Here is a 23,139-nt window from a genome sequence, read left to right as displayed (position 1 = left end):
CTGCTATTGGGCTTGGCTGACCTCTCCGGCCGGCCGTGTTCGTAATTCGACTGGTAGGCGTTTGAACCCGTGCAAGGTGACCAGCTCGAGTGGCTCGGGCTGTTCGCGCAGGCTCAGGGTGGGGAACCGTTCGAATAAGGTGCGCAGGGCGATCACGCCCTCGATCCGGGCCAAGGCCGCGCCGAGGCATCCGTGAATTCCGGAGCCGAATGCCACGTGGTCTCGCGCATTGGGTCTGGTGATGTCGAACCGGCCGGGGTCGCTGAAAACCCGTGGGTCGCGGTTCGCTCCGCCCATCAACAGCACGAACATCGAGCCGGCGCGGATGTGCTGCCCGGCGATCTCAGCGTCGCGGCGTGCGCTGCGCACCAGCATCTGCACCGGGCTTTCGAACCGCAGGATCTCTTCGACCGCCGCGGGCCACAGCCCCGGGTCGTCGCGCAATAGGGCCAGCTGGTGTGGGTGTTGAAGCAGCAGCACGATTCCGTTGCCGATCAGGTTCACCGTCGTCTCGAACCCGGCTCCGACCAGAAGTGCGGCGTTGGCAGCGAATTCGCGATGGGTCAGCTCGCCACCGGCGGCCACGCGGCCGAACGGGTCGTCGCGCGCGTCACCGGCACGCGCCCGCTCGATGAATGCTGCGGCGTAGCTGTCGACCTCCTGCAAACGTTCGACGGCCTGGCGAAACGTCTTCCAGCTGGTGCCGAAATCCAGAAGCGGGGCCAGGCTGTAGCCCCATTCGCGCACTTGCGGGCGCGCATCGACTGGCAGGCCCAGGATCTCGGTGATCACGGCGACCGGCAGTTCCGTCGCGAAGTCGGCGACCAGGTCGGGCTGCGGGTTGCGCTCCAATCCGTCCAGCAGTTCCGCGGTGATCTCCTCGACTCGCGCACCGAGTCGGTCGATGGCCCGTGGTGTGAAGCTCTGCGCGAACAAGCGTCGATAGCGAGTGTGATCCGGGGGATTGGACATCACCATCGCCGGGCGCTCCACAGGATTGGGCAGGCCGGGATCCGTCCGGTCCAATAATGCCGGAAATGGCTGCGGCAGAGGCGCGTTCACGATGTTGGTGACCCCAAAGCGGTCATCGCGCAACACCGTCCGGCAGATTTCGTGGTCGGCGCTCACCCACACGAAGGGCCGGCGCACCATACGGCCCTGTTGCCTGATGTCCTCGACCAGGCGATACATCTCGGCTCCGCGGGCCCGGCCCAGCAGAAACCGGGCCAAGGGCTGTCCGCGGCGGGCCTGCACCGCCAAGAACGCGCGCGGCGCACCGTACCTCGCCATCCAGCGAATCCAGATGCTCGTCCGAATAACGATCCTCCTTGGCGCGGCGGCGACGTCGTGGCCGGAACATATCACCGGGCCGCGTCACGCGCGGTACAGGTAATTCATAGGCGCGACATAACCATTGCCCACGCTACGGCAGCACGATGTAACCAGATCCGGTTCGACCAGGGGATGAATAACGCGTGACGGTAAGTGAGCCAGTGGTGAGGGGGACCATGGATTACCAAGGCGATTCTGTTGCCCTGACCAGGCCGCGGTTGCGCGGCTGGATCCATCTCTATTGCGCCGTAGCTGCCTTCATCGCTGGGACGGCGCTGGTGGTGTTGTCGTGGGCGCTGGAGTCCAAGCGGGCCGGGCATTCGACGCTGACCTACACGTTGTCGATCGTGGCGATGTTCGCCGTCAGCGCTATTTACCACCGCGTCTACTGGGAGTCGACCACCGCCAGAAAATGGATGCGGCGACTCGACCACTCGATGATCTTCGTGTTCATCGCCGGCAGCTACACCCCGTTTGCCAGGCTGGACATGCCGCGCGGGACCGGATACGTGGTGCTGGCGATCGTGTGGGGTGGCGCGGCGGCCGGCATCGCGCTGGCGCTGTTCTGGCCCTCGGCGCCGCGGTGGCTCGGAGTGGCGCTGTACCTGCTGCTGGGTTGGGTTGCGATCTGGTACAGCCCGTTGATCCTGCACAACGCCGGAGCGGCCGCGACCGTATTGCTGGCCGTCGGCGGCGCGCTGTACAGCATCGGTGCGGTGTTCTACGGGCTGCGCTGGCCTGATCCGTGGCCAAGGACATTCGGCTATCACGAGGTCTTCCACGCGTGCACCGCGGTCGCGGCGATCTGCCAGTACATTGCGATGTGGTTCGCCGTCTTCTAACGGGCGTTTGGCAGATGTGTTCTAGCCCAACCGTTTTGGAACTGCTGCGGCCCGTGCGATCAGCACGAAGGCTACCGAGTGTTGGACCAGCGATCCATCGCCGCCTGCATGTCGGGACAGAATGTCGCGACAGCGGCCCCCATGACAACACCTGCCTGCCACGCCGTCAAGCCATTGCTCGCCACCGTTGGGCCGATGGTGTCAAAGTCCGTGCCGCCCCGTGCCTGCGCGCAGACGTCGTTGCCGACGTCGATCATTCGTCCCGGGTTGTCGTAAGGGATGCGGTACGAGCTCAGGGTGGCCAGGTAGGCGGCCGTGGAGATCGGGTCGGCATCGGCGTGCGCAACCGGTGCGGACCACGCCGTCGCGGTCAGCGTCGCCGCGACCGCGGTCGACGTGAGCAGGGCAATCCGTGTCATGGGTGGCTCCCGTAAATGCTTAAACAGGGCAAGATCTGAGTGACGCGAAGCGTCCGTTGCCCTTGGCGCCATCGCCGTCCTCACGCGGGAGGGTAGTGCACCGCCGCACGTTGCGATGCGTTTTCACCGGCGCACCGACTTGGACCTGTCGGCCGAGAGAGAGCATGGTGATCGCGCTCCCGGCAAAGTCGTTAGGGCCCGCTGCCGACCAGGTTGTTGTTCTGCGGGCAGTAGGCGTGGACCGACGTGGTCACATACGCCTCGGCATGGCTAGCAAGCGCAGGGTTGCTCGACCGGAAGTCCGCGATGATCTGCTGCACCGTCATGCCCAGACGGATGTTCTCGCACACCATCTTGCCGTTGTAGATGGCGGCGTCCGGATTGGCGAAGGAGATTCCCTGGTCGTTGAGGTCCTGAACATACTTATTGTCCTGATCGGGTGTTGACGCAATCGACGACGGGGCGGCCGTCGATGCGGTTCCCGGTGCCGGGGCCGCGGTGGATGTCGGGGCCGCGGTCGGCGGAGGCGCTGCGGCCTTGGGATGCGCGGTCAGCAGCGAACGCCCCAGAACGATCGCACCGGCGACCACCAGCCCGGCCGCCAGCACGGCGGCGGCGATACGCCAGGTAGCCCGCCATGATTGACGCGGATTCGCCGCGTCGCCCGGGGCCTCGGCGTCGTCATCGTCGCGCGACCACGCCAGGCCGGCCGAGCTCGCCGAAGTGGGCGCCTCGGGTTCGGCGGCAGTAGGCGCGGCAACCGTCTCGCCACCGTTGAGCTCGGCAGTCTTGTCGGTAGCTGGTCCCGGCTCGGACATGACGGCCATGGTACGGGCCGCGAACGACGACCCGGGGTCTTAGTCCGGCGCCCGGGTGCCCAGCAGTTCGCGGACCTGCGGGCGGGTGCCCTCGGACCGCAGCAGGTAACTGGCCGGCCGCGGCCGCACCTTCAACGGCCACCAGAACCAGCGTCGCAGCAGCGCGGCAACCGACGGCGTCATGAAGGCGCGCACGATCAAGGTGTCGAACAGTAAGCCCAGTCCGATCGTGGTCCCGATCTGGCCGATCACCGTCAGGTCGCTGACCACCATCGAGGCCATCGTGACGGCGAATACCAGGCCCGCGGCCGTGACGACCTTTCCGGTGCCGCCCATCGCCCGGATGATGCCGGTGTTGATTCCGGCGCCGACTTCTTCTTTCATTCGTGAGACGAGCAGCAGGTTGTAATCGGACCCCACCGCCAACAAGATGATGACCGACATCGGCAACACGAGCCATTCCAACCCGAGCCCGATGATGTGCTGCCAGAGCAGCACGGACAATCCGATGGACGCTCCCAGCGAAGTCACCACGGTGCCCACGATCACCATTGCGGCCACAAAGCTTCGCGTGATCATCAGCATGATCGCGAAAATGAGGCACAGCGAAGCAATTCCGGCGATCATCAGGTCATAGCGGGAGCCGTCATGCAGGTCTTTGTAGGTCGCCGAGACGCCACCGACGTAAATGCTGGTGTTCTCCAGCGGGGTCGACTTCAGCGCCTCTTCGGCCGCGGTTTTAATCGCTTGGACGCGCGCAATACCTTCGGGAGTTGCGGGATCACCCCGGTCCGAAATGGTCATGCGTGCCGCTTTTCCATCCGGTGACATGAACAGCCCCATGACGCGCTGGAAGGTGGGGTTTTTGAAAACCTCCGGAGGCAGATAGAACGAATCGTCGTTCTTCGCAGCGTCGAATGCCTCGCCCATCTCGGTGGAGATATTGCCCTGCGAGTCCGCCTGGCCGATGATCCCGGTCATGGTGGAATGCATGGTCAGCATCATGGTGCGCATGCTCTTCATGGTCTCGATCTGAATCGGCAGCTCGGCGGCCAGTTTCGGCATCAGCACATCGATCTTGTCGATGTTCACCACCAGTTCGCCCAGCTTGTCGTTGATCGCGTCGATGCCGTCAAACGAATCGAAAAGCGACCTGATCGCAAAGCAGATGGGAATGTCGTAGCAGTGTTTTTCCCAGTAGAAGTAGCTACGGATCGGCCGCAGGAAATCCTCGAAATTCGAAATCTGGTCTCGCAATTCGCCGGTGATCTGCTGGACTTCGTGCGTCCTGCCGGCCAGATCATGGGTAACGGCGTTGAGCTGCAGAATCAGGTGATACAGCGTGGTGGTGATTGCGATCGTCTTGTTCAGCTCATCGGCCTGCACAAGCATGTCGTTCATGCGGGCTTTCTGATATTCGAGGTTCACCAATTGGCTTGCGTTCATCACGCCGAACCTGAACGGAATCGTCGTGTGCGCCATCGCGGTCCCCGAGGGCCGGGTAACAGATTGCACCCGGGAAACGCCCGGAACCGCGAGCACGCCCTTGGCCAATCGTTCCAGTACCAGAAAGTCCGACGGATTGCGCATATCGTGATCGGCTTCGATCAATACGAACTCCGGCAACATCCGGCCGAGCGGGAAGTGCCGATTCGCGGCCGCGTATCCCTGGTTGGTCGGAAGGTCCTCAGGCAGATACACCCGGTCGTGGTAATTGGTCGTGTACCCGGGCAGTGCGAGCAAGCCAACCAGGGTAACCGCGCACGCCGCCGCGAAAATGGGTCCCGGCCAGCGGACGACGGCCGTGCCGATCCGTCGCCAGCGCCGATCCGAGATCGTCCGCTTGGGCTCCATGAGGCCGAAGCGGCCACCGATCGCAAGAACCGCCGGAACCAGCGTGAGCGCGATCGCCACCGCAACGAGCATTCCTATCGCGCAGGGGATACCGATCGTCTGGAAATAGGGCATCCGGGTGAAGCTGAGGCAGAAGACCGATCCGGCGATCGTCAAACCGGACGCCAAGACAACCTTCGCGGTGCTGCGGTAGGTCGTGTAGAAGGCCGCTTCCACATCTTCACCGGCCTGGCGAGCCTCCTGATACCGGCCGACGAAAAATATGCCGTAATCGGTTCCGGCGGCCAGCGCGAGCGTCACCAGCAAATTGACGGCGAAAGTAGAAAGGCTGATGGCGCCGATATTGCCGAAGAAGGCAACGATTTGGCGCGCCACCTGCAGTTCTATTCCGACCATCAGCAACAGCAGAATGACGGTGATAAGCGACCGATAGACCATCAGCAGCATCAGGAAGATCACCGCCAGGCTCACCAGGGTGACCTTGAGGATTGTCTTCTGACCGCTGTGATTCAGGTCGGAAATGAGCGGCGCTGGACCGGTGACGTAGACCTTGACCCCTGGCGGCGGAGGAACCCGGTTGACGAGGTCGCGGACGGCGTCCGCCGATTCGTTCGCCAGGCTGGTGCCCTGGTTGCCGGCCAGCTTCAGCTGTACGTACGCCGCCTTACCGTCGTCACTTTGCGCACCGCTGGCCGTGACCGGATTTCCCCACAGGTCCTGAATATGCTGGATATGCTCCGGGTCGCTTTCCAATTGCTTGAGCAATTGGTTGTAGTAATGGTGAGCGTCGTCGCGCAGCGGCTGCTGGCTCTCCAGGACGATCATCGCCAAGGCGTCCGAATTGGATTCTTTGAAGTCCTGGCCCAGGCGCTGCATGGCCTGAATTGACGGCGCATCTTTAGGACTCAGCGACACCGCACGCTGTTGCTCCACCTTGTCGAGCGAGGGGACCGCCATCGTCACGATGACGGTGAGGGCCAGCCACGCCAAGATGATGGGCACAGACAACGCATGGATCGTCCGTGCGACGAAGGGCGTGCGGCGCTCGCCGGCGACGCGTGGATCGCTCATGCGGCCCTCAGGCAGCAGAAGTTGTCGGCGTTCACATCAGGCCTGGTCCCCCATGACCAACCTGTCCACCCCGGTGCGCCAGCAGCTGCTGTCACTATTGCTCGTCTCCTCTGGTGATGCGATCAACCCGCCGCGAGAGCAGGTGACTTCCAGGCAAGGCTTCCAAAGTCTCTCATTGATGCATCGGCCACGACGGTAAACCTATTACAGCCGACCGTAGCGGCCCGCCGACCCGGACGCTCGCCGGGGCGATGAGCTGCGGTAACGGGTCCGAGTTCGCCCATCAGATGGCGGCGCCCCTGATGGGCAAGTAAGTTCGCGAGGGGGTTAATCGGGCAGTTTCAGCGCGGAATTTCGCGCGAGGACGGGTGTCAATGCATTGGGCGATCACCGGCGCGACCGGGTTTCTCGGGATTCACATCCTGGGCGAACTCCTCCGCGGGGACGAAACCTTCACCCTGCTCACCCGTCCGCAGTCGGACCCCCTCAACCGCATCGCCCAGGCGCTCCCGCTGGCGGTCACCGATGGGCGGGTGTGGACCGAGCAGGAGCTGCGCGAACGACTCACCGTCGTGCCGGTCGACCTTGTCGCGCCCAAGTTGGGGCTATCTGACCAGCGATTCCAGGAACTTGCCGACAGCGCGGATGCGATATTGCATTGCGCCGGCAGCATCGAGCTGGACGCCGACCTTGCCGAGCTTCGCCTGACCAACGTCGGTGGAACTACCCGGATCCTCGAGCTCGCCGACGCCGGGTCTCGGGAGCCGGATCTGTTCCACGTGTCGACCGCCTTTGTGGCCGGGAAGCGTCGGTCGGGTCTGATCTACGAGACGGAGCTAAGCGACGCCCAAGGCTTCGAGAACAACTACGAGCAGTCCAAATTCGAGTCCGAGTCGCTCGTGCGGGACTGGGCGCAGCGCACCGGGCGCCGGGTGGTGGTGCTGCGACCGAGTGCGCTGATCGTCGATCGCCCGCCACATCCCGACTTCCCGCTGCATCCGCTCTCCTTTCTGTCGACGTCCGCGGACAGCGGCATGCGCCTGTTCTCGGTCTCTGGACGACCGATGCGCACCAAAATGTCGATCCGGCTACGGGGCGACCCCAACGGCCATCTGAACTACATGCCTGCCGACGAGGCCGCCGACGAGATGGTCCGCCTGATGCGGCTGGCTCCGGAAGGCCTGAATACCTACCACGTCGTCCACCACCAGGACGTCGCGGTGCGAACGCTGGTGGATCTGTTCAACGCACTCTCACCGATCCCGCTGACGTTGGTCGAAGGCCCGATCGAGGACCCCAATCTGTTGGAGCGGCGGCTGCGGTGGGCCAGCGGATTCTTTCCCTACCTGTCGCACAGCCGGACCTACGACACGACCGGTGCGCGAGCGGTCATTGGCGAGCCGCATCGTCGCACCATTGTCGACTTCGACTATCTCCTGGGCAGCGTGGGACGGTACAAGCGCTACCTGACCTTGCGACCCGAGAAGCATGAACCCCGGGAGTCGGCGTCGACGATCGCACCCCTGGTCTCGGTCGAGGGGCCGTTCGATGTCAGTGCCCACAGCGCTGACGCGCCTCGCCCGGTACGGGGGCTGACATTCATCGTCACGGTAGGACGAAGCGGATCGACCGCGCTGTCGCGCATCCTTACTGCTCACTCAGATGTGCTCAGCCTCAACGAGTTCTACCTATCGGTGCGTGCGTCGTCTGCGGCCGGCCAGCTGCTGTCGGGCGAACAATTCTGGCGGATGCTGGCCGAACCTCACCCAATCTTCGACTCCATGGTCCGGGGCGGTTCGGCCATGCCGGAGTTCATCTATCCGCGACTGCGGGGAACCAGATTCGATGCGAGCACGACCGGGATCCCCGCGATTTCGATGATGACGCTGCCGCACCTGTCGTCGGATCCCGACGGTGTGTTCGATGCCCTTGCCGCAGAGGTTCCGACCTGGCCGGAGCAGACTTCGCGACTGCATTATGAGCGGCTGTTCGGTTGGCTTGCAAAGCATTTCGGTGGCACGGTGGTGGTGGAACGCTCGGCCATGTCGTTGAGCAGTGTCCCGTGGCTGCGCGAGACGTTCCCCGACGCGAAGTTCGTGCACCTGTACCGGAACGGTCCGGATACGGCGGTCTCGATGAGCGAGCACACCGGATTTCGCTTGATGGCGCTGATTCAAGACGCGCTGGAGCTGCTCGATCTCGACCCGGAACGACGGCACCCTGGCCTGCGGCTGGATCCGACAGCGATACCGATCGAGCTCGCGTCGCTGATCGGTGACACCTGCGAGGTGGACACCCTGATGGGCCAGAACCTGCCGATCACCCGCTTCGGCCGGATGTGGAGCGAGCTGATCGTCACCGGCGAATCCGAGCTCGCCGACCTGTCCGCGGACCGCTACCTTCCGTTGTCTTATGCGGACCTGGTCGCTGACACCCGGTCGTCGCTGGTGCGGCTGGCGAGCTTCCTCAACGTCGAGGCGGATCCGAAGTGGCTGGAATTCGGGACCAGTGTGATCGACCCGAAGTTCACCGGCGCCTCCGCTCGGTTGTCCGCCGACGAGCTGCGGGCAGTCACCGAAAGCTGTGCTCCCGGCGCGGCCTGCCTTGCCAAGCACGCGGTTGCCGCCGGGGCGGACGGGGTTACCGCGGCCCGGTGAGGCAGGGATAGGCTGCGGCCATGCCGATCGACCGTGCCGCGCTCGTCGCGGGCAGTATCCGACTCGCCTCAGGTGTCCATTTTCTCGTTGATCCCCTCGGTGCGAACAAGCTCTGGGGCGACCCGGGAGAGCCGACCCCGACGGCGCGGCTGCTGCTGCGATCGATGGGCTACCGCGATGCGTTGATCGGCGGGCTGCTTTTGTCGGCGGCGTTGCGCGGCAAGAACACTCGCGGCTGGTTCCTGGCCTCCGGTGGGGCCGACGCGGCGGATCTGCTGGGCGGGCTGAGTGTCCACAACGAGCTCAAACGATCACAGCAGCTGATCGGCCTCGGCGGCGCCGTCATCGGAATCGGCGTCGGGTTGTGGGGCGCGGCGCGGCCCGGACCTAAATCGGTGCAGGCCCCGGCGGACTGAGCCCCGCCACCGGGGCAGCGGCTCGGACCCGCAACCAATCGCGCTGTTCGCGCTCGGTCATGTCGTTGGAAGTGATCGCACCGAAGCGGGCGGCATCGCGGGCGAAGCGCTCGGGCGCGTCGGGCAAGGCGTCTGGCCCCTCGAGACGGAAACAACTCGGCGCCAGCGGACCGAATAGCAGCGCGCGGCGCAGCTGTGGCCAGTTATTCAGGTCGGGCTCGACCCCGGCGGCTCGGGCGAAGGTGAGTGCCGCCAGGTCCATCCGGGTTTTCTGCGGCGTTCCTCGACCGGCGCGATACGCATCGATCGCCGACCGTTGGGCGTTCGCACTGATTGGGGGGATCGTGCCGCCCCATGTGTACGCGATCCACCGGGCCTGAAGTTCCAGCGGCACAAAGTATCCGCCCGACTGGTCCCATAGGCCCATGAACGCCAGGCCGGGAAGGTCGGGATGAAAGGTGTAGCGGTCGGCATTCATGTGTACCGCGTCGAGGTCGAGGACCGCCCGGATGTCCTCGCTGAGGAACGGCAGACATAGTTGGTAGCCGGTGCCGAACACGATTCCGTCGAAGTCCTCGGCACGCTCGTCGGCGAAGGTCACCGTCGGGCCCGCGACGGATCTCATCCACCGGCGCACGGAGATTCGGCCCTCGGCCACGAGAGGAAGGTAGTGCTGACTCAGCGTCACACCGGCCACGGACAACGAGGGATCGGGCGCGGGTGCACCGTACTGACCCGGGCTGCCCGCCGCGCCGACGACGATCTCTTTGAGGAATTGGTCGACGTCGGCCGCGGTCAGGGCTTCGGTCGCCAAGGCGCCGTACCGGGTGTAGAGCCGGTTGTCGGACGGGACGCCGGCGGCGAACTTCGGTGCGATATAGCGCTGCCGCCGCTGAGTTACGACCACGCGTGCCGCGCCGAGTTCGGCGACTTCGGAGGCGATTTCCAGGGCGCTGATCGCGCAACCCGCGATGAGGACTCGCTTGTCCCGATAGGTCAATCCGTCGCGGTAGTGATAAGTGGAGATGGCGCCCGCCGAGCCGGAGAACGTCTCGAGTCCCGCCGCGGCGGGGATGGCGGGAGCATGAAATCGCCCGCTGGCCACCACAATTCGGTCAAAGTGTTCGTCGGTCCCAGCATGGGTCACGACCCAGCCGACTCCATTGCTGCTAATCAGTTCGACCCGTGTGCCCAGGCGGATACGCGGGGTGAGCCCGAATGTGTCGGCGTAGCGGTGCAGGTAGTCGAGCACCTCGCGATTGGACAGGTAGACATGGTCGCTCGTGTGCTCGAGGTCGCTGAAGGCCGTGAGGGTGCGACTGCTGTTGGTGTGCATGCTCGGCCAGACGCCACTGCGGCCGTCCAGACCGGTCCATTGCCCGCCCACCATCGGACCTTGCTCGAAGATCGTCGGCTCGAATCCCTGCTGTAACAGCCAACGCGCGGCGACCAGTCCGCTGGGCCCGGCGCCGATCACCGCAACGTCTTTCGTCATCGGAGAAACTGTCGCACGACTTCGGCCCACTTGGGACCTGATCGGACGACACGCGAGACGCTTCGTCTTTTCGACGGGCTGTAGGCCGGGTTCGCGCAGCTGGCGTAAAGCTAAGTACCGCAGAAGGTTTGGTAGTTACCGAACTCCTCGGGCGCCGGGCTGGCGTAGCGTTCGAGGCCCGGCCGCTCGTCGTATGGGGCGGCCACGATGTCCAGTAAGTGCCGCACCGGGTCAAGGTCGCCCCCCGTCGCGGCGGCCAGGGCTTCTTCGACCAGATGATTACGCGGAATGTAGATCGGGTTGGCGCGATCCATCGATTCGGCGTCGGGGCCCAACCGGTGCCAGCGCGACAGCCATTCGTCGAAGCCGGCGAGGTCGATGAAGAGGCCGCGTGCGGGTTCGGCGTCCCCTCGGGCTGCCCGGCCCAGGCGGCGGAAGAACGAGGTGTAGTCGACTCGGCTTTCCCTCAGCAAGCGCAGCAACTCGTCGACCAATGACGCCAGCGCCGCCGCCTCCACGTCCGCGGGCAGGCCGAGTTTGGCCCGCATGCCGGACGACCACGTGGCGTCGTATTCGGTCTGAAATACCTCGAATGCCTGCTCGGCGAACGCGATTGCATCGTCAGGGTTCTCGGCCAGCAGGGGAAGCAGGGCCTCGGCGAATCGGGCCAGATTCCACCCGACAATGGCGGGCTGATTGCCGTACGCGTAGCGACCCCAGTGGTCGATCGAACTGAAGACCGTGTCGGGGTCGTAGGCCTCCATGAACGCGCACGGACCGTAGTCGATCGTCTCGCCGGAGATCGTGGTGTTGTCGGTGTTCATCACCCCGTGGACGAATCCGATCAGCATCCATCGCGCGACCAGACGGGCCTGGACACCGACCACCGCTTCGAACAGCGCGCGGTAAGGATGTTCGGCGTCGGCCGCCGCGGGATAGTGGCGCGCGATCGCATGGTCGGCGAGGCGTCGCAGCAAGCCGTCGTCGCGGGTCAGGGCGGCGTATTGGAAGCTTCCGACGCGGAGGTGACTACTGGCGACGCGAACGAGCACGGCGCCCGGCAGCAGCGTCTCGCGCTGTACCCGTCGCCCGGTGGCGACCACGGCCAGGGAGCGTGTGGTCGGCACGCCCAGCGCATGCATCGCCTCGCTGATCACGTACTCGCGCAGCATCGGGCCCACCGCCGCGAGCCCGTCGCCGCCGCGGGCGAACGGCGTCGGGCCCGAGCCCTTGAGGTGGATGTCGCGAATCCGTCCAAGCTCGTCGGACAGCTCACCCAGCAGCAACGCGCGCCCGTCGCCCAGCCGCGGCTGCAGGCCGCCGAATTGGTGCCCGGCGTAGGCCTGTGCCACCGGCACCGCGCCGGGCGGCAACAGGTTGCCAACGAGAAATCGCAGGCCGTCGGGGCCGGCCAGCCAAGACGCATCGAGACCTAGCCCGGTAGCCAGCGACTCGTTGAGGACGAGCAGCTGTGGGTCCGGGGTGGCCTCGGATTGCCAGCGGACACCCATTTCGGGCAGTTCGCGGGCGAAGCGGTCTTGCAGGGGGACGCGGATCTCCGATGCAATACTCACGCCGTCCAGCCTACGAGCATTGAGTCAGCCGATGACTTGGCGCAGCGCATCGCGCGCGCGGTCGAGCATCGATGCGAACGGTCCGATCGCGAAATTCAACTTCGCCGATTCCACACCGGGGTGGGGGTGCGTCGGGGCGATCGCCTGGGCCGCCTTGACCGCTGTGGTCATGCGCTTGAGATCGTCTGAATCCAGAACCTTTTCCAGAAAAGGGAATTCGTTGTTTTCCTCGTTTGCCGCATGATCGAGAACCGCCTCTCGCAACTTGGTGAGTTCGTCGATGAACTCTTGCGAGGTGATGTCCAGCTTCTCGATTTGCGATAGCAGTTCTTTGGCGTCGTGCTCCTCTTCGAGTCGAGCGTCGACGACTGCGTCGCCGGCATCGGCCTCGCGCCGGACCCGAGGATGTACCACCATTTCCTCCGCGGTCTCATGGACGGCCAGCAATTGACGCAAAGCGGCGAACGGTTCCTCCCGTGCTCGGGGGTCCGACGCGAACAGCACCTCGTCGAACATGTCCTCGATCAGGTTGTGCTGCGCTTTGAGAAATGCGATCACTTCGTCGGGGGATTCGATGATCATCTCGGTCACGGGTACCTCCGGAATCAGGGGGTAGAAAGCTGTCGGCGCCGGGCTGGGCGCCGTCGGTTAACGCGTACCCGGGTGCGGCTTACATAAACGCCCGTCTGCAGATCAGCAACCCTTTCTGCAATGGCTACGCTGGTGCAGTGAGCGCCAAACGCCGTATTCGGGTCGGACGGTAGCCACGCGCAGGTCTTGGCGAACTTGCTCGACGGCCGCCGAAACACGGCGTGAGACGATCGTGCGATGCAGCTCGGATTGCACGCGTTGGGCATCGGGGCCGGCGCCCACCGGGCGGTAATCGATGCGCTGGCCTCCAGCGCGGACGAATGCGGCTTCGCCACTGTCTGGGCGGGCGAGCACGTCGTCATGGTGGACCGATCCGCCTCGCGGTACCCCTACGCAGACGACGGTGCCATTGCCGTTCCGGCACAAGCGGATTGGCTCGACCCGATGATAGCGCTGGCATTCGCCGCGGCCGTATCGTCGCGGATCACTATCGCGACGGGCGTCTTACTGCTGCCCGAGCACAATCCGGTGGTGGTGGCCAAGCAGGCCGCGAGCCTGGATCGGTTGAGCGGCGGGCGGCTGACCCTCGGTGTTGGGATCGGGTGGTCCAAAGAGGAATTCGCCGCTCTTGGAGTGCCTTTCGCGCATCGTGCGGCGCGCGCGGCGGAATACGTTGCCGCGATGCGCACCGTGTGGCGCGACGACGTCGCCTCGTTCGACGGGCAGTTCGTCGGTTTCGACTCGATCCGGGTCAATCCCAAACCGGTCCGTGATCGTCGTATCCCAATCATGTTGGGGGGCATCAGCGATCCCGCACTGCAGCGGATCGCGAGCTGGGGCGACGGTTGGTACGGGTTCAACCTCGAGGACGTGGCGGCGGTGCGCGAGCGCGTCGGCACGCTGAGCCGACTGTGCGACCGGGCGGGTCGCGACCGCGCCGAACTGCGGCTGGCGGTGGCGCTGCGCAGTCCGCGCGAGAGCGACGTCGACGCGTTAGCCGAATTGGGCGTCGACGAACTGGTCCTGGTGGCTACCCCGCCCGAGCGTGCGGACGCGGTCGCCGGCTGGGTAGGCGCGCTGGCCGATCGGTGGCTCAAAAATTGCAGGTAGCCTGCGGCGATGGGGGTAGGCTGCGCGGAAGACATGTCAGACTTTGAAGTGATCCTGCCCCGGCAACTGACCGATATCAGCGCCGAGGTCCGCAACGTCACGCCGCCGCCGATGCCGCAACTGCCCGCGCCGTACGATTTGCGTCTGGTCGATCCGGACGCCGACGCCGAGATGATCTCCGAGTGGATGAACCGACCGCATCTGGCCGAATCGTGGGAGTATCCCTGGCCGGCGCAGCGCTGGCGCCGTTACCTGCGTGCGCAACTCGAGAGCAGCTTCTCTCGGCCCCTGCTGGCCAGTCTGGATGGGGTGGACCGCGGGTACCTCGAACTTTACCGGGCAGCAAAGGATTCCATCGCAACCAGATACGACTACGATCCTTACGATTTGGGCCTGCACGTCGCGGTGGCCGATTTGGACTACATAAGTCAGGGACACGTCAGCTACTTGCTGCCGCACTTGGTGGTCAGCATTTTCGCCCTGGAACCGCAATGTCGCCGAATCATGTTCGATCCCGACCACCGCAACGTCTTGGCGCGCAAGTTCTGTGAGCGGGGTGGCTGCGTTTTTCTCGGCGAGCACGACATGTCCAACCGGCGGATGGCGCTGTACGTTTTGCCCCGCACGGCCGACGACGTGCCCCGGGCCCGCGAGAGCTGAGCTGTCTCTGCGAAAGTGAGTAGCCATGTGGGCTCGGCTTGTGGTGGCGCCGTGGTGGGTGCTGTGGCTGGTGAATGCGGCAACGTTCACGATCACGCTGTCGGTGATTTTTGCGCTGGGGCTCCCCGGCTTTGGCGCGTCCGGCTGGGCCTGGCCATTGCTGTCGGTGCTGGTGTTCTCCCTGATCGTGAGCGCCCTGCTGACGCGCGCCCGGCGTCCGATACAGCAAAGTTACGCGCGGACCGTGACCGGGCTGGACCTGGCGCAGCGATCGCAAGCTGTCAAGGCGCTGCGTCGTGGTGAGGTTCCGTCGGACCCGGCCGTTTTGGCGGCCGCCATCCGCATCGGTGATCTTTCGATGGCTTACCAGCGCCGGGTGCCGGCATGGCAGCGCAGGGTGTCATGGGTCGTCCCCGCCCTGTGGGTGGTCGCCGCGGTGCTGGAATTCATCGGAAACGACGCGCGCGCCGGGCTGACCTGGGGCGGGCTGGCGTTACTGGTGGCGGCTCGAATGGCCTGGGCGACGCACAAAGTACGCCAGTTGCCCGGACGCTTGCAGCTGCTGCGCTCGGCGGCCGATTCCAGCCCGCAAGCGCTCTCGGTGCTGGCCGAGGCACACGACTGCGCAGCGCCGCCGCCGAATCGGTGGTTTCGGCTGGCCTTTGTCGTCGTTGTCGTCATCGCGGTGGCCGGAGCGGTTTTCGCGGTGTATCGGCAGGGCCAGCCCACCCGAGACTGCCGCACCGCCGACGCGGTCGTGGGCTTCATCCACGAGCACCCCGACATGCTCGACGCCTCGCTGATCACACCCGGAGGCCCGGGCCTGGACAAGTACCAGGACTGGTCGGGTCGGCTCGTCGCGTACGCGCAGCAGGTGTCAGCGCCCGACCTCGCGCCGCACCTGCACCGCATCGCGAAGCTTTCCACCGATGCGGTCGGGTTGGTAACCGACGCGCGACGTGACTCGTTCGCGACCCAGTCCACCGACGAGATGCTTGCTCGTCGAGATGCTTACCACGGCCTCGTCAGCCAGCTGATCGATGAGGACAAAGCACTCATCCCGCCGTGTCATCCGCGCCGTTAGACGCTGTCCCACAATTGTTTTGACGTCAGTAATCGTGCTGGGCCAACGAAATGTCGCCCCGGCGCTGCGTCTCGTCGAGTGACAACACCGCCGGGACCATTTCGCTGGTGACCAACCCGTGGCGGCCGGTCAGCTCGTCGACGATGTCGAAGCTGCGCGCGATCGATTCTGGCGTGTCGACGATGATGGTCGTCACGGGAACCCGTCGCGCAACCTGAAACAGTCTGTCCCCGTGCGGTTTATGCTGTCCGTGAAATCCCCACATGCCGCGCAGCACGGTGGCACCGCGCGCCGTTCCCGAACGCATCAGACGATGTACGAGGGCACGATGAATCGGCAGCGCGTCGTGCCGGGTGGCTTCAGCGGTGTACACCATCAGCTTTTGCCACAGGGTGCGTCCCTGGCCGTCGGTCATCGGCAGCTGCTGCGGGCGGGCGAACATCTCACCGTCGCGTTTGCACAAGCGCACCCGTTCGACTGTCAGCAGTGGTTCGGCCAGCACGTCGGCCAATTCCGTTGCGGCTGCACACACCTGCTCAGTCGTCCCGATGCCGATGATCATCATCGGGACATTGACGTTGCGGCCGAAGAATCGTGCCCGCCGGCGTTGTCCGTGGACGGTGCCATCGACGCCGAGAAGCGCTATGGCACCGGCGAATCCGTGCCGATACATCCGTTCGCAGACCGCGTAGTATGCCGCCTTCCCGGCGACGCGCTCTTGCCGGCCGACATACACCGTCAGTTTTGCCGCATCGCCGTTGTGCGCGTCGAAGTCGCCGAGCGCGTCGGTACCCCGTTGCCGGGTGACCAGTCGCGCCCGCTCCAGCGTCAGCAGTCCGCGGCCGGTCAGCGCGGCGACGTCGTCGACCAGGGAGCGGATCTTCGGCTCCACGTCGACCGCGGCGACCGCGACAGCGGGATCTTCGGACAGACTCAACGACACGTCGCTGCGCAGCTCATGGCTCGCCCCGAAACTGGCGATGCCGCGCAGCATCACGCTGGTCGCGACATCGTTGGCGCCGAACAGGTCGAACATCGCGTCGGCCAGGAAGCGTCCGGCGTCGCCGACGGCGCGCTGGCGTTCGCCGAAGTAAGCGGTCAACTTCAGGCAGGGCTGGTTCATAGCTGCTCCGCCAACCATTGTCCGAGTAGTGCCGCCGCGACGCCGAGTACGAGGCTGACCACGATGTTGGCAATCGCCGCCCAGGTCCGGCGCTCTTCACCGAGCCGCTGAGTCTCCAGCATCCAGGTGGAAAAGGTGGTGTAGGCGCCGACGAACGCGGTGCCGGTCAGCAATGCCGCATCCTTGCTCAACGCCAGGCCGCCGAGGAAGCCGAGCAGCGCGGCGCCGCTGATGTTCACCGCCAGCGTGCCAACCGGAAAAGGCCGTGCCACCCGGCGGGTGACGGTGCGGTCCACTAAGAATCGAGACACCGATCCCATGCCACCGATCAGCGCGACCCCGGCCCAGACCAGCAACGTCGTCATGATCGCACCCGCACCCGGCGCACCAACGCGGTCGCCAGGTGCGCGGCCAGCAACCCGAGTACGACGCTGGTGGCGGTGTAGGCCAGTGCCAGCAGCCAGTGGCCGTGTTCGAGCATCTTCAGCGTCTCGACCTGCATGGTCGAAAAAGTCGTCAAACCGCCGCACAATCCGGTGCCGAGCAGCGGCCGTCGGTAACTCGACAGCGGCAATCGTTCCAACAGGCGCGTGGTGAAGTAGCCGACCAGGAAGGCGCCCACGATGTTGACGACGAACGTCGGCCATGGCCATGTCGCCGGGTCGGGTTGGGCGAGAGTGTTCAGGGCCGCGCGGGCGACCGAGCCCACCGCTCCGCCGGCAAAAACCGCACCCAACTCGCGATAGTCAGGTCGTGCCACCGGTTGGTTCCCTTTCGTTTGCCAATGCGCTACGCAGCGTAGAGCGACGTGCGCGTCCGACGCGGGCACAATCTGTAGACATGGCCAACCCGCGAGCCGGTCAGCCGGCCCAGCCCGAAGACCTCGTCGATCTATCCCATTTAGTCACGGCGTACTACACCATCCAACCCGACCCCGACGACGTTGCGCAGCAGGTGGCCTTCGGCACGTCCGGCCATCGCGGCTCGGCGCTGGGTGGCGCGTTCAACGAAGCCCACATCTTGGCGATCACCCAGGCGATCGTCGAATATCGGGCCGCGCACGACACCACGGGTCCGTTGTTCATCGGCCGCGACACCCACGGCCTCTCCGAGCCGGCGTGGGTGTCGGCGCTCGAGGTGCTGGCCGCCAACGACGTGGTCGCCATGATCGACTCGGCCGACCGCTACACGCCGACTCCGGCGGTAAGCCACGCGATCCTCAGCTACAACCGCGGCCGCACCGATGCGCTGGCCGACGGAATCGTTGTGACGCCGTCGCACAACCCGCCCTACGATGGCGGGTTCAAGTACAACCCGCCCAACGGCGGCCCGGCGGACACCGATGCGACGAACGCAATCGCCAAGCGTGCCAATGAGATTCTGCGTGACGGCGGTTCGGGGGTTAATCGGGTGCCGCTGGCGCGGGCGCTGCAGACCGCCCAGCGCCACGACTATATGGACGCCTACGTCGCCGACCTGCCGAACGTGGTCGATCTCGACGTGATCCGCAAGGCCGGAGTGCGGATCGGCGCCGACCCATTGGGCGGGGCGAGCGTGGACTACTGGGCCGCCATCGCCGAACGGCACAACCTCGACCTGACCGTGGTCAATCCGCTCGTCGACGCGACGTGGCGATTCATGACGCTCGACCACGACGGCAAGATCCGGATGGACTGCAGCTCGCCGAACGCGATGGCCTCGTTGATCGCAAACCGGGACCGCTACCAGATCGCCACCGGCAATGATGCCGACTCGGATCGCCACGGCATCGTCACGCCCGACGCCGGGCTGATGAATCCGAATCACTATCTGGCCGCGGCCATCGAGTACCTCTACACCCATCGGCCGTCCTGGCCGGCGGGCATCGCGGTCGGCAAGACCGCGGTCAGCTCGTCGATCATCGACCGGGTGGTCGCCGGCATCGAGCGCAAACTCGTCGAAGTGCCGGTCGGATTCAAATGGTTCGTCGACGGATTGATCGGCGGCACCATCGGTTTCGGCGGTGAGGAGTCGGCCGGGGCGTCGTTTCTGCGGCGCGACGGATCGGTGTGGACCACCGACAAGGACGGCATCACCCTGGCGCTGTTGGCTTCCGAGATTCTGGCCGTCACCGGATCCACACCGTCGCAGCGGTATCAGGCACTGGCCGACAAGTACGGCACGCCCTTCTACGCCCGGGTCGACGAACCGGCCAACCGCGAGCAGAAGGAACGGTTGTCGAAGCTGTCGGCTGACGAGGTAAGCGCAACCGAGCTGGCGGGGGAACCCATTACCGCCAAGCTGACCGCGGCGCCCGGAAATGACGCCGCGCTGGGCGGACTGAAGGTGACGACGGCCAATGCGTGGTTTGCTGCACGGCCATCCGGCACCGAAGACGTGTACAAGATCTACGCCGAATCCTTCATCGGTCCCGAGCATTTGGCCGAGGTGCAGGAAACTGCGCGCGAGGTAGTTAATAAAGTCATTGGGTGACCTTCACCCTCTGTCGTGCCCGCGCTGGGGGGCGCGGTTTCCGTTCAGCTCGCCTGCCGCGCGAAGTTTGGATTCTGAGCTGGGCGAACATCATGATCGCGCTGGGCTACGGTGTGGTCTCTCCGGCACTGCCGACCTTTGCACGTACCTTTGGGGTGAGCATCAAGGCGGTGACATTCTTGGTCACCGCCTTTTCGTTGGCTCGATTGTGTTTCGCGCCGGTAAGCGGGTTATTGGCACAGCGGTTGGGTGAGCGGCGCATCTATATCGGTGGTTTGCTGATCGTGGCGTTGTCCACCGCCGCATGCGCCTTTTCCCAGACGTACTGGCAACTGCTGCTTTTCCGCGTTCTCAGCGGCGTCGGGTCGACGATGTTCTATGTCTCGGCGCTGGGGCTGATGATCCACATCAGCCCGGCCGACGCACGCGGGCGGATCGCGGGGCTGTTCACCACCTCATTCATGATCGGCGCGGTCGGCGGACCCGCGGTCGGCGGCCTGGCGGCGGGCTGGGGGCTGACCGCTCCGTTTGTCGTCTACGGTGTCGCACTGCTGGGTGTGGCCGTGGTGCTGTTCTACAGCCTGCGTAATTCGGAGCTGGCCGCGCCGCCGCCGCCCACGCGATCGACGGTGACGATGCGAGAGGCGCTGCGGGTTCGCGCGTACCGATCGGCGCTGCTGTCCAATTTCGCGACGGGCTGGTCTGCGTTCGGGCTGCGTGTCGCGCTGGTACCGCTGTTCGTCTCCGACGTGATGCACCGCAGCGTCGGCGTCATCGGTGCCGTGCTCGCGGCGTTTGCCGGCGGTAACGCCCTGGCGGTCGTCCCCAGCGGCTATCTGTCCGACCGGATGGGCCGGCGCATGTTGTTGATCGTCGGCCTGGCGGCGTCCGGCGCGGCGACGGTCTGGCTGGGCTTCGTGTCGTCGTTGCCGATGTTTCTCGTCGTCGCCGGCGTGTCCGGTGCGACGACGGGCATCTTCATGTCGCCGCTACAGGCCGCGGTCGCCGACATCCTGGGCAGTGAGGCCCGCGCGGGTCTTCCGGTGGCAGCGATTCAGATGGTGACGGATCTGGGGGCCATCGTCGGGTCGATGGCGGTCGGGTGGGTGGCCGAGCGGTTGAACTTCGGCTGGGGCTTTACCATCAGCGGCATCGTGCTGCTGATCGCGGCCGTCGGCTGGGTGGTGGCGCCGGAAACGCGGCCGGTGCTGGATCGCGATGCTGACCTCGCAACGTCTGAGGTGGATGTCTGATCAGCAGTTTTGAAGGACCGTTGCCAGTGGTGTAGCTTCGATTGGCACAACTTCTCGGGGCTATGGCGCAGTTGGTAGCGCACCACACTGGCAGTGTGGGGGTCAGGGGTTCGAATCCCCTTAGCTCCACCAGGATCAATGGCAGTTTGAGTGACCTCGTTTGAGGCTTCTGACGACACTTTTGACGACAACGGCAGGCCCCTTGACGGCTCCGGTTGAGGGATCGGGCCTTCCTCCGCGTGCGCGAAAAGGTCGGCCATTCGCGTCCAACGCGTCACGTTGTACGGCCTCGATTATCTCGACGTAGGTGTTGGTTGTGAGGGAGATCGAGCTGTGACGCAGCATCTGCTGCACCGTCGCTGGCGGCACACCCATAGTGGGGCGTGATGCTGGTTGACAACGAGGGGACATGGCCGTCCACCAAGGTCTGGTACTGGGCGTGAAGGAACCGGTCACCACCAGCTATAACCGCCATCGCCACCGCAGCGGACGAGCGTTCTGCCAGCGCCCGCATGCGATCACCTCAACAGCGCGCCGCGTGGTCGGGGTCTAACAATTCATGTGCGGAAGGCAACCGCCCAAAGCGCTGGGTACATTCCCTGTGGTGGAAGGGCCGCCGGGGCCGGGAGTTCCGGGAGCGGTCGACGGTGCACGCGGTGGCGTCATGCTGGAGGAAGGGGTAGTGGGCGGCGCACAGCTGCACCACCAAACAGCGCGATCGCCGTCCTTAGGTTCAGATTTCATCAGACCTCTCCATCTAAATCGTGTCGTCCGCCCTGTGCCCATCGTCGGCACCCTGAGCCCATACCCGGTAGGCGCTTAGGTCTCCGCATGGGGACCAACGGGTACAGCCGGTCATCGCGTTCACGCACCAGCCGGACGATCCCGGCCCGGGTGAGACGGCGTGCCGCGAGCAGAAACCATTTGCCATCAACGTTTTTCGGGCGCCTTGCTCGCGATCGTATTTCATGAGCCTCACTGTGTGACCGTGCCAATGCGCTGACACCCGCCGGTGGTGACGGGACCCCGTTAACCGGTCCAGTAGATCTGTTCGGGCAGGGCAGTTACATTCGCGCACTGGGGTCGCGAGTCCGTCAACTGGACTTCTTCCGGATCATTCTGAGCAACGCACGGCCAGACTGACGTTGGCTGTTGGACTCCCGCAATAGGACACGGCGGTCGCCGTGGAAATGGGTGTATCCGGCGGTTAGCGAGCACACGCCGGTGGCGAGGGCTAACATCTGGGATCCATTGGCAACCAAGCTAATACCTCCGCCGATGGTGGCGCCGACGACGAAGCTTAGGTAGAGCAGAAAGTATCCCAGCCACGCGGCCGCCGAGCCGCCACTGATGTGACGTTCGATGCCCTGGGCCATCTTCACCAGCGTCCCGGTCACGTAGCTCAGCGGGGTTGATACCTCGCCGTCCTTGACAAAGGAAGTATTGAGTGCGCCAATGCCGAACGCGACGAACGGGATTGGTACGAACGAGAGGTCGCCAGCTGCCGACCACCCGTGTGTGGCGATGCAGACGGTGGTGGCGGCGCCCAGAGACAAGGCGGTCAGAACGGTCGGGCCATGGGGATGCGCCACCCACAGATGGCGCCTGCACAACGACGCAACGACCACGCCAGTGACAAAGGCCGCCAACAGCAGCACCGCTGTTAGAGCCAGCCAGGGTTGATCGCGAAAGTAGCCCAGCACCGCACGTTCGGTGTTGCCGGTCATAAAGGTCACGAAGTATCCCGCGGAGTGAGTGAACGCCACGGCGCCAACCAACCCGGCCAGCCCGGCCAGTATCCATGACAACCGTGTCTCGCTATCGAACCTCTCGCGCATACGGCTAATCCTAAAAGCACACAAGGGGGTTCACGCGCAATGCCAGTAAATCTCTGCAGCTTTGTGGCCCATCTGCGCATTGCCGTTGACGCGTTCGTCTCGGTAGGTGTCAGTACCATCGTGACCTTCGCTCGAATCAGCGTGCGCCACAACAGCAGGCCTCGCCGCCGGCCAGCGCGATCCTGGTATTGCCTGGAAGGCAATTGGTCGCATGACAACCCAACCACGAAAACGAGCCTATGATGCTATCTCCCAACGCCTCTCGGCGGCGGCCGCCGCTCGTTGACTGCGCCGGCCGCTGGTGCGCCGGGTGCGGCGAAAGGTTGTCGTCGGCGCTCAGCTGTGCATTAACCCGATCATCGTGTAGTTGCGGCCGGCCAAACCGGTTGCGCCGAAAATCGCCGAGGTCTACCGACCGCGACGACGAGGTCGAATGGGGTCAGCGGCAAGGCTCAAAGCCCTTCGGCGCGGATGAACTTGTCCGTGGGTTCAGATCGCAAATCGCGTGGCGAGGAAAGCGCCAGTGTACC

Annotated in this window: 20 protein-coding genes and 1 tRNA gene; 10 read left to right on the top strand and 11 right to left on the bottom strand. The window is 64.9% G+C overall.

The genetic code is table 11. The annotated features are described in order from the left end of the window. Positions 1 to 3: 3 nt before the first annotated feature. Complete coding sequence (locus ACAG21_RS09135) at positions 4 to 1,317, bottom strand: cytochrome P450 (protein WP_370495902.1); 1,314 nt, start codon at positions 1,315 to 1,317, stop codon at positions 4 to 6. A 191-nt stretch (positions 1,318 to 1,508) separates the two neighbouring features. Between ACAG21_RS09135 and ACAG21_RS09130 the strand changes: the two genes are divergently transcribed. Then, complete coding sequence (locus ACAG21_RS09130; protein WP_370495676.1) at positions 1,509 to 2,174, top strand: hemolysin III family protein; 666 nt, start codon at positions 1,509 to 1,511, stop codon at positions 2,172 to 2,174. A gap of 71 nt (positions 2,175 to 2,245) precedes the next feature. On the opposite strand, the gene ACAG21_RS09125 is transcribed toward ACAG21_RS09130, so the two are convergent. The 3 genes from ACAG21_RS09125 to ACAG21_RS09115 form a co-directional block, all read right to left on the bottom strand. Continuing rightward, positions 2,246 to 2,593, bottom strand: a complete 348-nt coding sequence (locus ACAG21_RS09125) for a DUF732 domain-containing protein (protein WP_370495675.1) — start codon at positions 2,591 to 2,593, stop codon at positions 2,246 to 2,248. Between the two features lie 191 nt (positions 2,594 to 2,784). Beyond that, on the bottom strand, positions 2,785 to 3,411 hold the full coding sequence (locus ACAG21_RS09120; protein WP_370495674.1) for a DUF732 domain-containing protein: 627 nt from the start codon (positions 3,409 to 3,411) through the stop codon (positions 2,785 to 2,787). A 39-nt stretch (positions 3,412 to 3,450) separates the two neighbouring features. Continuing rightward, positions 3,451 to 6,336, bottom strand: a complete 2,886-nt coding sequence (locus tag ACAG21_RS09115) for an RND family transporter (RefSeq protein ID WP_370495673.1) — start codon at positions 6,334 to 6,336, stop codon at positions 3,451 to 3,453. 374 nt (positions 6,337 to 6,710) lie between these two features. On the opposite strand from ACAG21_RS09115, the gene ACAG21_RS09110 reads away from it, so the two are divergent. Further along, positions 6,711 to 8,993: an SDR family oxidoreductase gene (locus ACAG21_RS09110; protein WP_370495672.1), complete on the top strand. Its 2,283-nt coding sequence runs from the start codon at positions 6,711 to 6,713 to the stop codon at positions 8,991 to 8,993. Positions 8,994 to 9,013: 20 nt separating this feature from the next. Then, on the top strand, positions 9,014 to 9,409 hold the full coding sequence (locus tag ACAG21_RS09105; protein WP_370495670.1) for a DUF4267 domain-containing protein: 396 nt from the start codon (positions 9,014 to 9,016) through the stop codon (positions 9,407 to 9,409). Here the strand turns inward: ACAG21_RS09105 and ACAG21_RS09100 are convergent. The 3 genes from ACAG21_RS09100 to ACAG21_RS09090 form a co-directional block, all read right to left on the bottom strand. After that, complete coding sequence (locus ACAG21_RS09100) at positions 9,381 to 10,904, bottom strand: flavin-containing monooxygenase (protein ID WP_370495669.1); 1,524 nt, start codon at positions 10,902 to 10,904, stop codon at positions 9,381 to 9,383. The genes ACAG21_RS09105 and ACAG21_RS09100 overlap by 29 nt on opposite strands. Positions 10,905 to 11,014: 110 nt before the next feature. After that, a complete protein-coding gene (locus tag ACAG21_RS09095) occupies positions 11,015 to 12,415 on the bottom strand; it encodes a YdiU family protein (protein ID WP_370495900.1) in 1,401 nt (466 codons plus the stop codon). Between the two features lie 87 nt (positions 12,416 to 12,502). After that, positions 12,503 to 13,060 carry a hemerythrin domain-containing protein gene (locus ACAG21_RS09090; RefSeq protein WP_370495899.1) on the bottom strand — a complete coding sequence of 186 codons (558 nt, stop codon included), beginning with the start codon at positions 13,058 to 13,060 and terminating at the stop codon, positions 12,503 to 12,505. 246 nt (positions 13,061 to 13,306) lie between these two features. Between ACAG21_RS09090 and ACAG21_RS09085 the strand changes: the two genes are divergently transcribed. From ACAG21_RS09085 to ACAG21_RS09075, 3 genes are read left to right on the top strand one after another with little or no spacing between them, the layout of a single operon-like run. Beyond that, complete coding sequence (locus tag ACAG21_RS09085; RefSeq protein ID WP_370495668.1) at positions 13,307 to 14,179, top strand: LLM class F420-dependent oxidoreductase; 873 nt, start codon at positions 13,307 to 13,309, stop codon at positions 14,177 to 14,179. Positions 14,180 to 14,212: 33 nt separating this feature from the next. Further along, entirely contained in the window at positions 14,213 to 14,839 is a 627-nt protein-coding gene (locus ACAG21_RS09080; RefSeq protein ID WP_370495667.1) for a GNAT family N-acetyltransferase, read from the top strand. Between the two features lie 25 nt (positions 14,840 to 14,864). Next, positions 14,865 to 15,923, top strand: a complete 1,059-nt coding sequence (locus ACAG21_RS09075; protein WP_370495666.1) for a hypothetical protein — start codon at positions 14,865 to 14,867, stop codon at positions 15,921 to 15,923. A gap of 25 nt (positions 15,924 to 15,948) precedes the next feature. Here the strand turns inward: ACAG21_RS09075 and ACAG21_RS09070 are convergent, their stop codons facing one another. Genes ACAG21_RS09070 through crcB (ACAG21_RS09060) form a run of 3 tightly spaced genes read right to left on the bottom strand, consistent with a single transcriptional unit; the run spans position 15,949 to position 17,806 of the window. Beyond that, positions 15,949 to 17,046 (bottom strand): DUF190 domain-containing protein, encoded by a 1,098-nt coding sequence (locus ACAG21_RS09070; protein WP_370495665.1) that lies wholly within the window; start codon positions 17,044 to 17,046, stop codon positions 15,949 to 15,951. Continuing rightward, positions 17,043 to 17,411 (bottom strand): fluoride efflux transporter CrcB, encoded by a 369-nt coding sequence (gene crcB / locus ACAG21_RS09065; RefSeq protein WP_370495664.1) that lies wholly within the window; start codon positions 17,409 to 17,411, stop codon positions 17,043 to 17,045. The genes ACAG21_RS09070 and crcB (ACAG21_RS09065) overlap by 4 nt, the downstream gene beginning before the upstream one ends. Beyond that, the gene (gene crcB, locus ACAG21_RS09060) at positions 17,408 to 17,806 is read right to left on the bottom strand and encodes a fluoride efflux transporter CrcB (protein ID WP_370495663.1); all 399 of its coding nucleotides are present in this window, start codon (positions 17,804 to 17,806) and stop codon (positions 17,408 to 17,410) included. Before crcB (ACAG21_RS09060) ends, crcB (ACAG21_RS09065) begins: the two co-directional genes overlap by 4 nt. Positions 17,807 to 17,886: 80 nt before the next feature. Here crcB (ACAG21_RS09060) and pgm point away from each other — a divergent pair, with 80 nt between their 5' ends. The 4 genes from pgm (at position 17,887) to ACAG21_RS09040 (ending at position 21,324) form a co-directional block, all read left to right on the top strand. Then, positions 17,887 to 19,518 carry a phosphoglucomutase (alpha-D-glucose-1,6-bisphosphate-dependent) gene (gene pgm / locus ACAG21_RS09055; RefSeq protein ID WP_370495662.1) on the top strand — a complete coding sequence of 544 codons (1,632 nt, stop codon included), beginning with the start codon at positions 17,887 to 17,889 and terminating at the stop codon, positions 19,516 to 19,518. 53 nt (positions 19,519 to 19,571) lie between these two features. Next, entirely contained in the window at positions 19,572 to 20,771 is a 1,200-nt protein-coding gene (locus ACAG21_RS09050; RefSeq protein WP_370495898.1) for an MFS transporter, read from the top strand. A 56-nt stretch (positions 20,772 to 20,827) separates the two neighbouring features. Next, a tRNA-Ala gene (locus tag ACAG21_RS09045) sits at positions 20,828 to 20,903 on the top strand. Positions 20,904 to 21,180: 277 nt separating this feature from the next. Continuing rightward, a complete protein-coding gene (locus ACAG21_RS09040; protein WP_370495661.1) occupies positions 21,181 to 21,324 on the top strand; it encodes a hypothetical protein in 144 nt (47 codons plus the stop codon). Between the two features lie 541 nt (positions 21,325 to 21,865). Here the strand turns inward: ACAG21_RS09040 and ACAG21_RS09035 are convergent. After that, positions 21,866 to 22,609: a YoaK family protein gene (locus tag ACAG21_RS09035; RefSeq protein WP_370495660.1), complete on the bottom strand. Its 744-nt coding sequence runs from the start codon at positions 22,607 to 22,609 to the stop codon at positions 21,866 to 21,868. Positions 22,610 to 23,139: the final 530 nt, after the last annotated feature.

The organism is Mycobacterium sp. pR1184 (genome assembly GCF_041287235.1).
Lineage (GTDB): Bacteria > Actinomycetota > Actinomycetes > Mycobacteriales > Mycobacteriaceae > Mycobacterium.
Note: the sequence above shows the minus strand (reverse complement) of the source record. Positions and strands in the feature narration are given on the sequence as shown.

Bases quoted from the DNA above. Each gene is read 5' to 3' on its own strand.
- ACAG21_RS09115 (WP_370495673.1), bottom strand. From the start codon at position 6,336: ATGAGCGATCCACGCGTCGCCGGCGAGCGCCGCACGCCCTTCGTCGCA.
- ACAG21_RS09090 (WP_370495899.1), bottom strand. From the start codon at position 13,060: ATGATCATCGAATCCCCCGACGAAGTGATCGCATTTCTCAAAGCGCAG.
- ACAG21_RS09095 (WP_370495900.1), bottom strand. From the start codon at position 12,415: ATGGGTGTCCGCTGGCAATCCGAGGCCACCCCGGACCCACAGCTGCTC.
- ACAG21_RS09130 (WP_370495676.1), top strand. From the start codon at position 1,509: ATGGATTACCAAGGCGATTCTGTTGCCCTGACCAGGCCGCGGTTGCGC.
- ACAG21_RS09040 (WP_370495661.1), top strand. From the start codon at position 21,181: ATGGCCGTCCACCAAGGTCTGGTACTGGGCGTGAAGGAACCGGTCACC.
- ACAG21_RS09035 (WP_370495660.1), bottom strand. From the start codon at position 22,609: ATGCGCGAGAGGTTCGATAGCGAGACACGGTTGTCATGGATACTGGCC.
- ACAG21_RS09125 (WP_370495675.1), bottom strand. From the start codon at position 2,593: ATGACACGGATTGCCCTGCTCACGTCGACCGCGGTCGCGGCGACGCTG.
- ACAG21_RS09080 (WP_370495667.1), top strand. From the start codon at position 14,213: ATGTCAGACTTTGAAGTGATCCTGCCCCGGCAACTGACCGATATCAGC.
- pgm (WP_370495662.1), top strand. From the start codon at position 17,887: ATGGCCAACCCGCGAGCCGGTCAGCCGGCCCAGCCCGAAGACCTCGTC.
- ACAG21_RS09110 (WP_370495672.1), top strand. From the start codon at position 6,711: ATGCATTGGGCGATCACCGGCGCGACCGGGTTTCTCGGGATTCACATC.
- ACAG21_RS09085 (WP_370495668.1), top strand. From the start codon at position 13,307: ATGCAGCTCGGATTGCACGCGTTGGGCATCGGGGCCGGCGCCCACCGG.
- ACAG21_RS09070 (WP_370495665.1), bottom strand. From the start codon at position 17,046: ATGAACCAGCCCTGCCTGAAGTTGACCGCTTACTTCGGCGAACGCCAG.
- crcB (WP_370495664.1), bottom strand. From the start codon at position 17,411: ATGACGACGTTGCTGGTCTGGGCCGGGGTCGCGCTGATCGGTGGCATG.
- ACAG21_RS09100 (WP_370495669.1), bottom strand. From the start codon at position 10,904: ATGACGAAAGACGTTGCGGTGATCGGCGCCGGGCCCAGCGGACTGGTC.
- ACAG21_RS09075 (WP_370495666.1), top strand. From the start codon at position 14,865: ATGTGGGCTCGGCTTGTGGTGGCGCCGTGGTGGGTGCTGTGGCTGGTG.
- ACAG21_RS09105 (WP_370495670.1), top strand. From the start codon at position 9,014: ATGCCGATCGACCGTGCCGCGCTCGTCGCGGGCAGTATCCGACTCGCC.
- ACAG21_RS09120 (WP_370495674.1), bottom strand. From the start codon at position 3,411: ATGTCCGAGCCGGGACCAGCTACCGACAAGACTGCCGAGCTCAACGGT.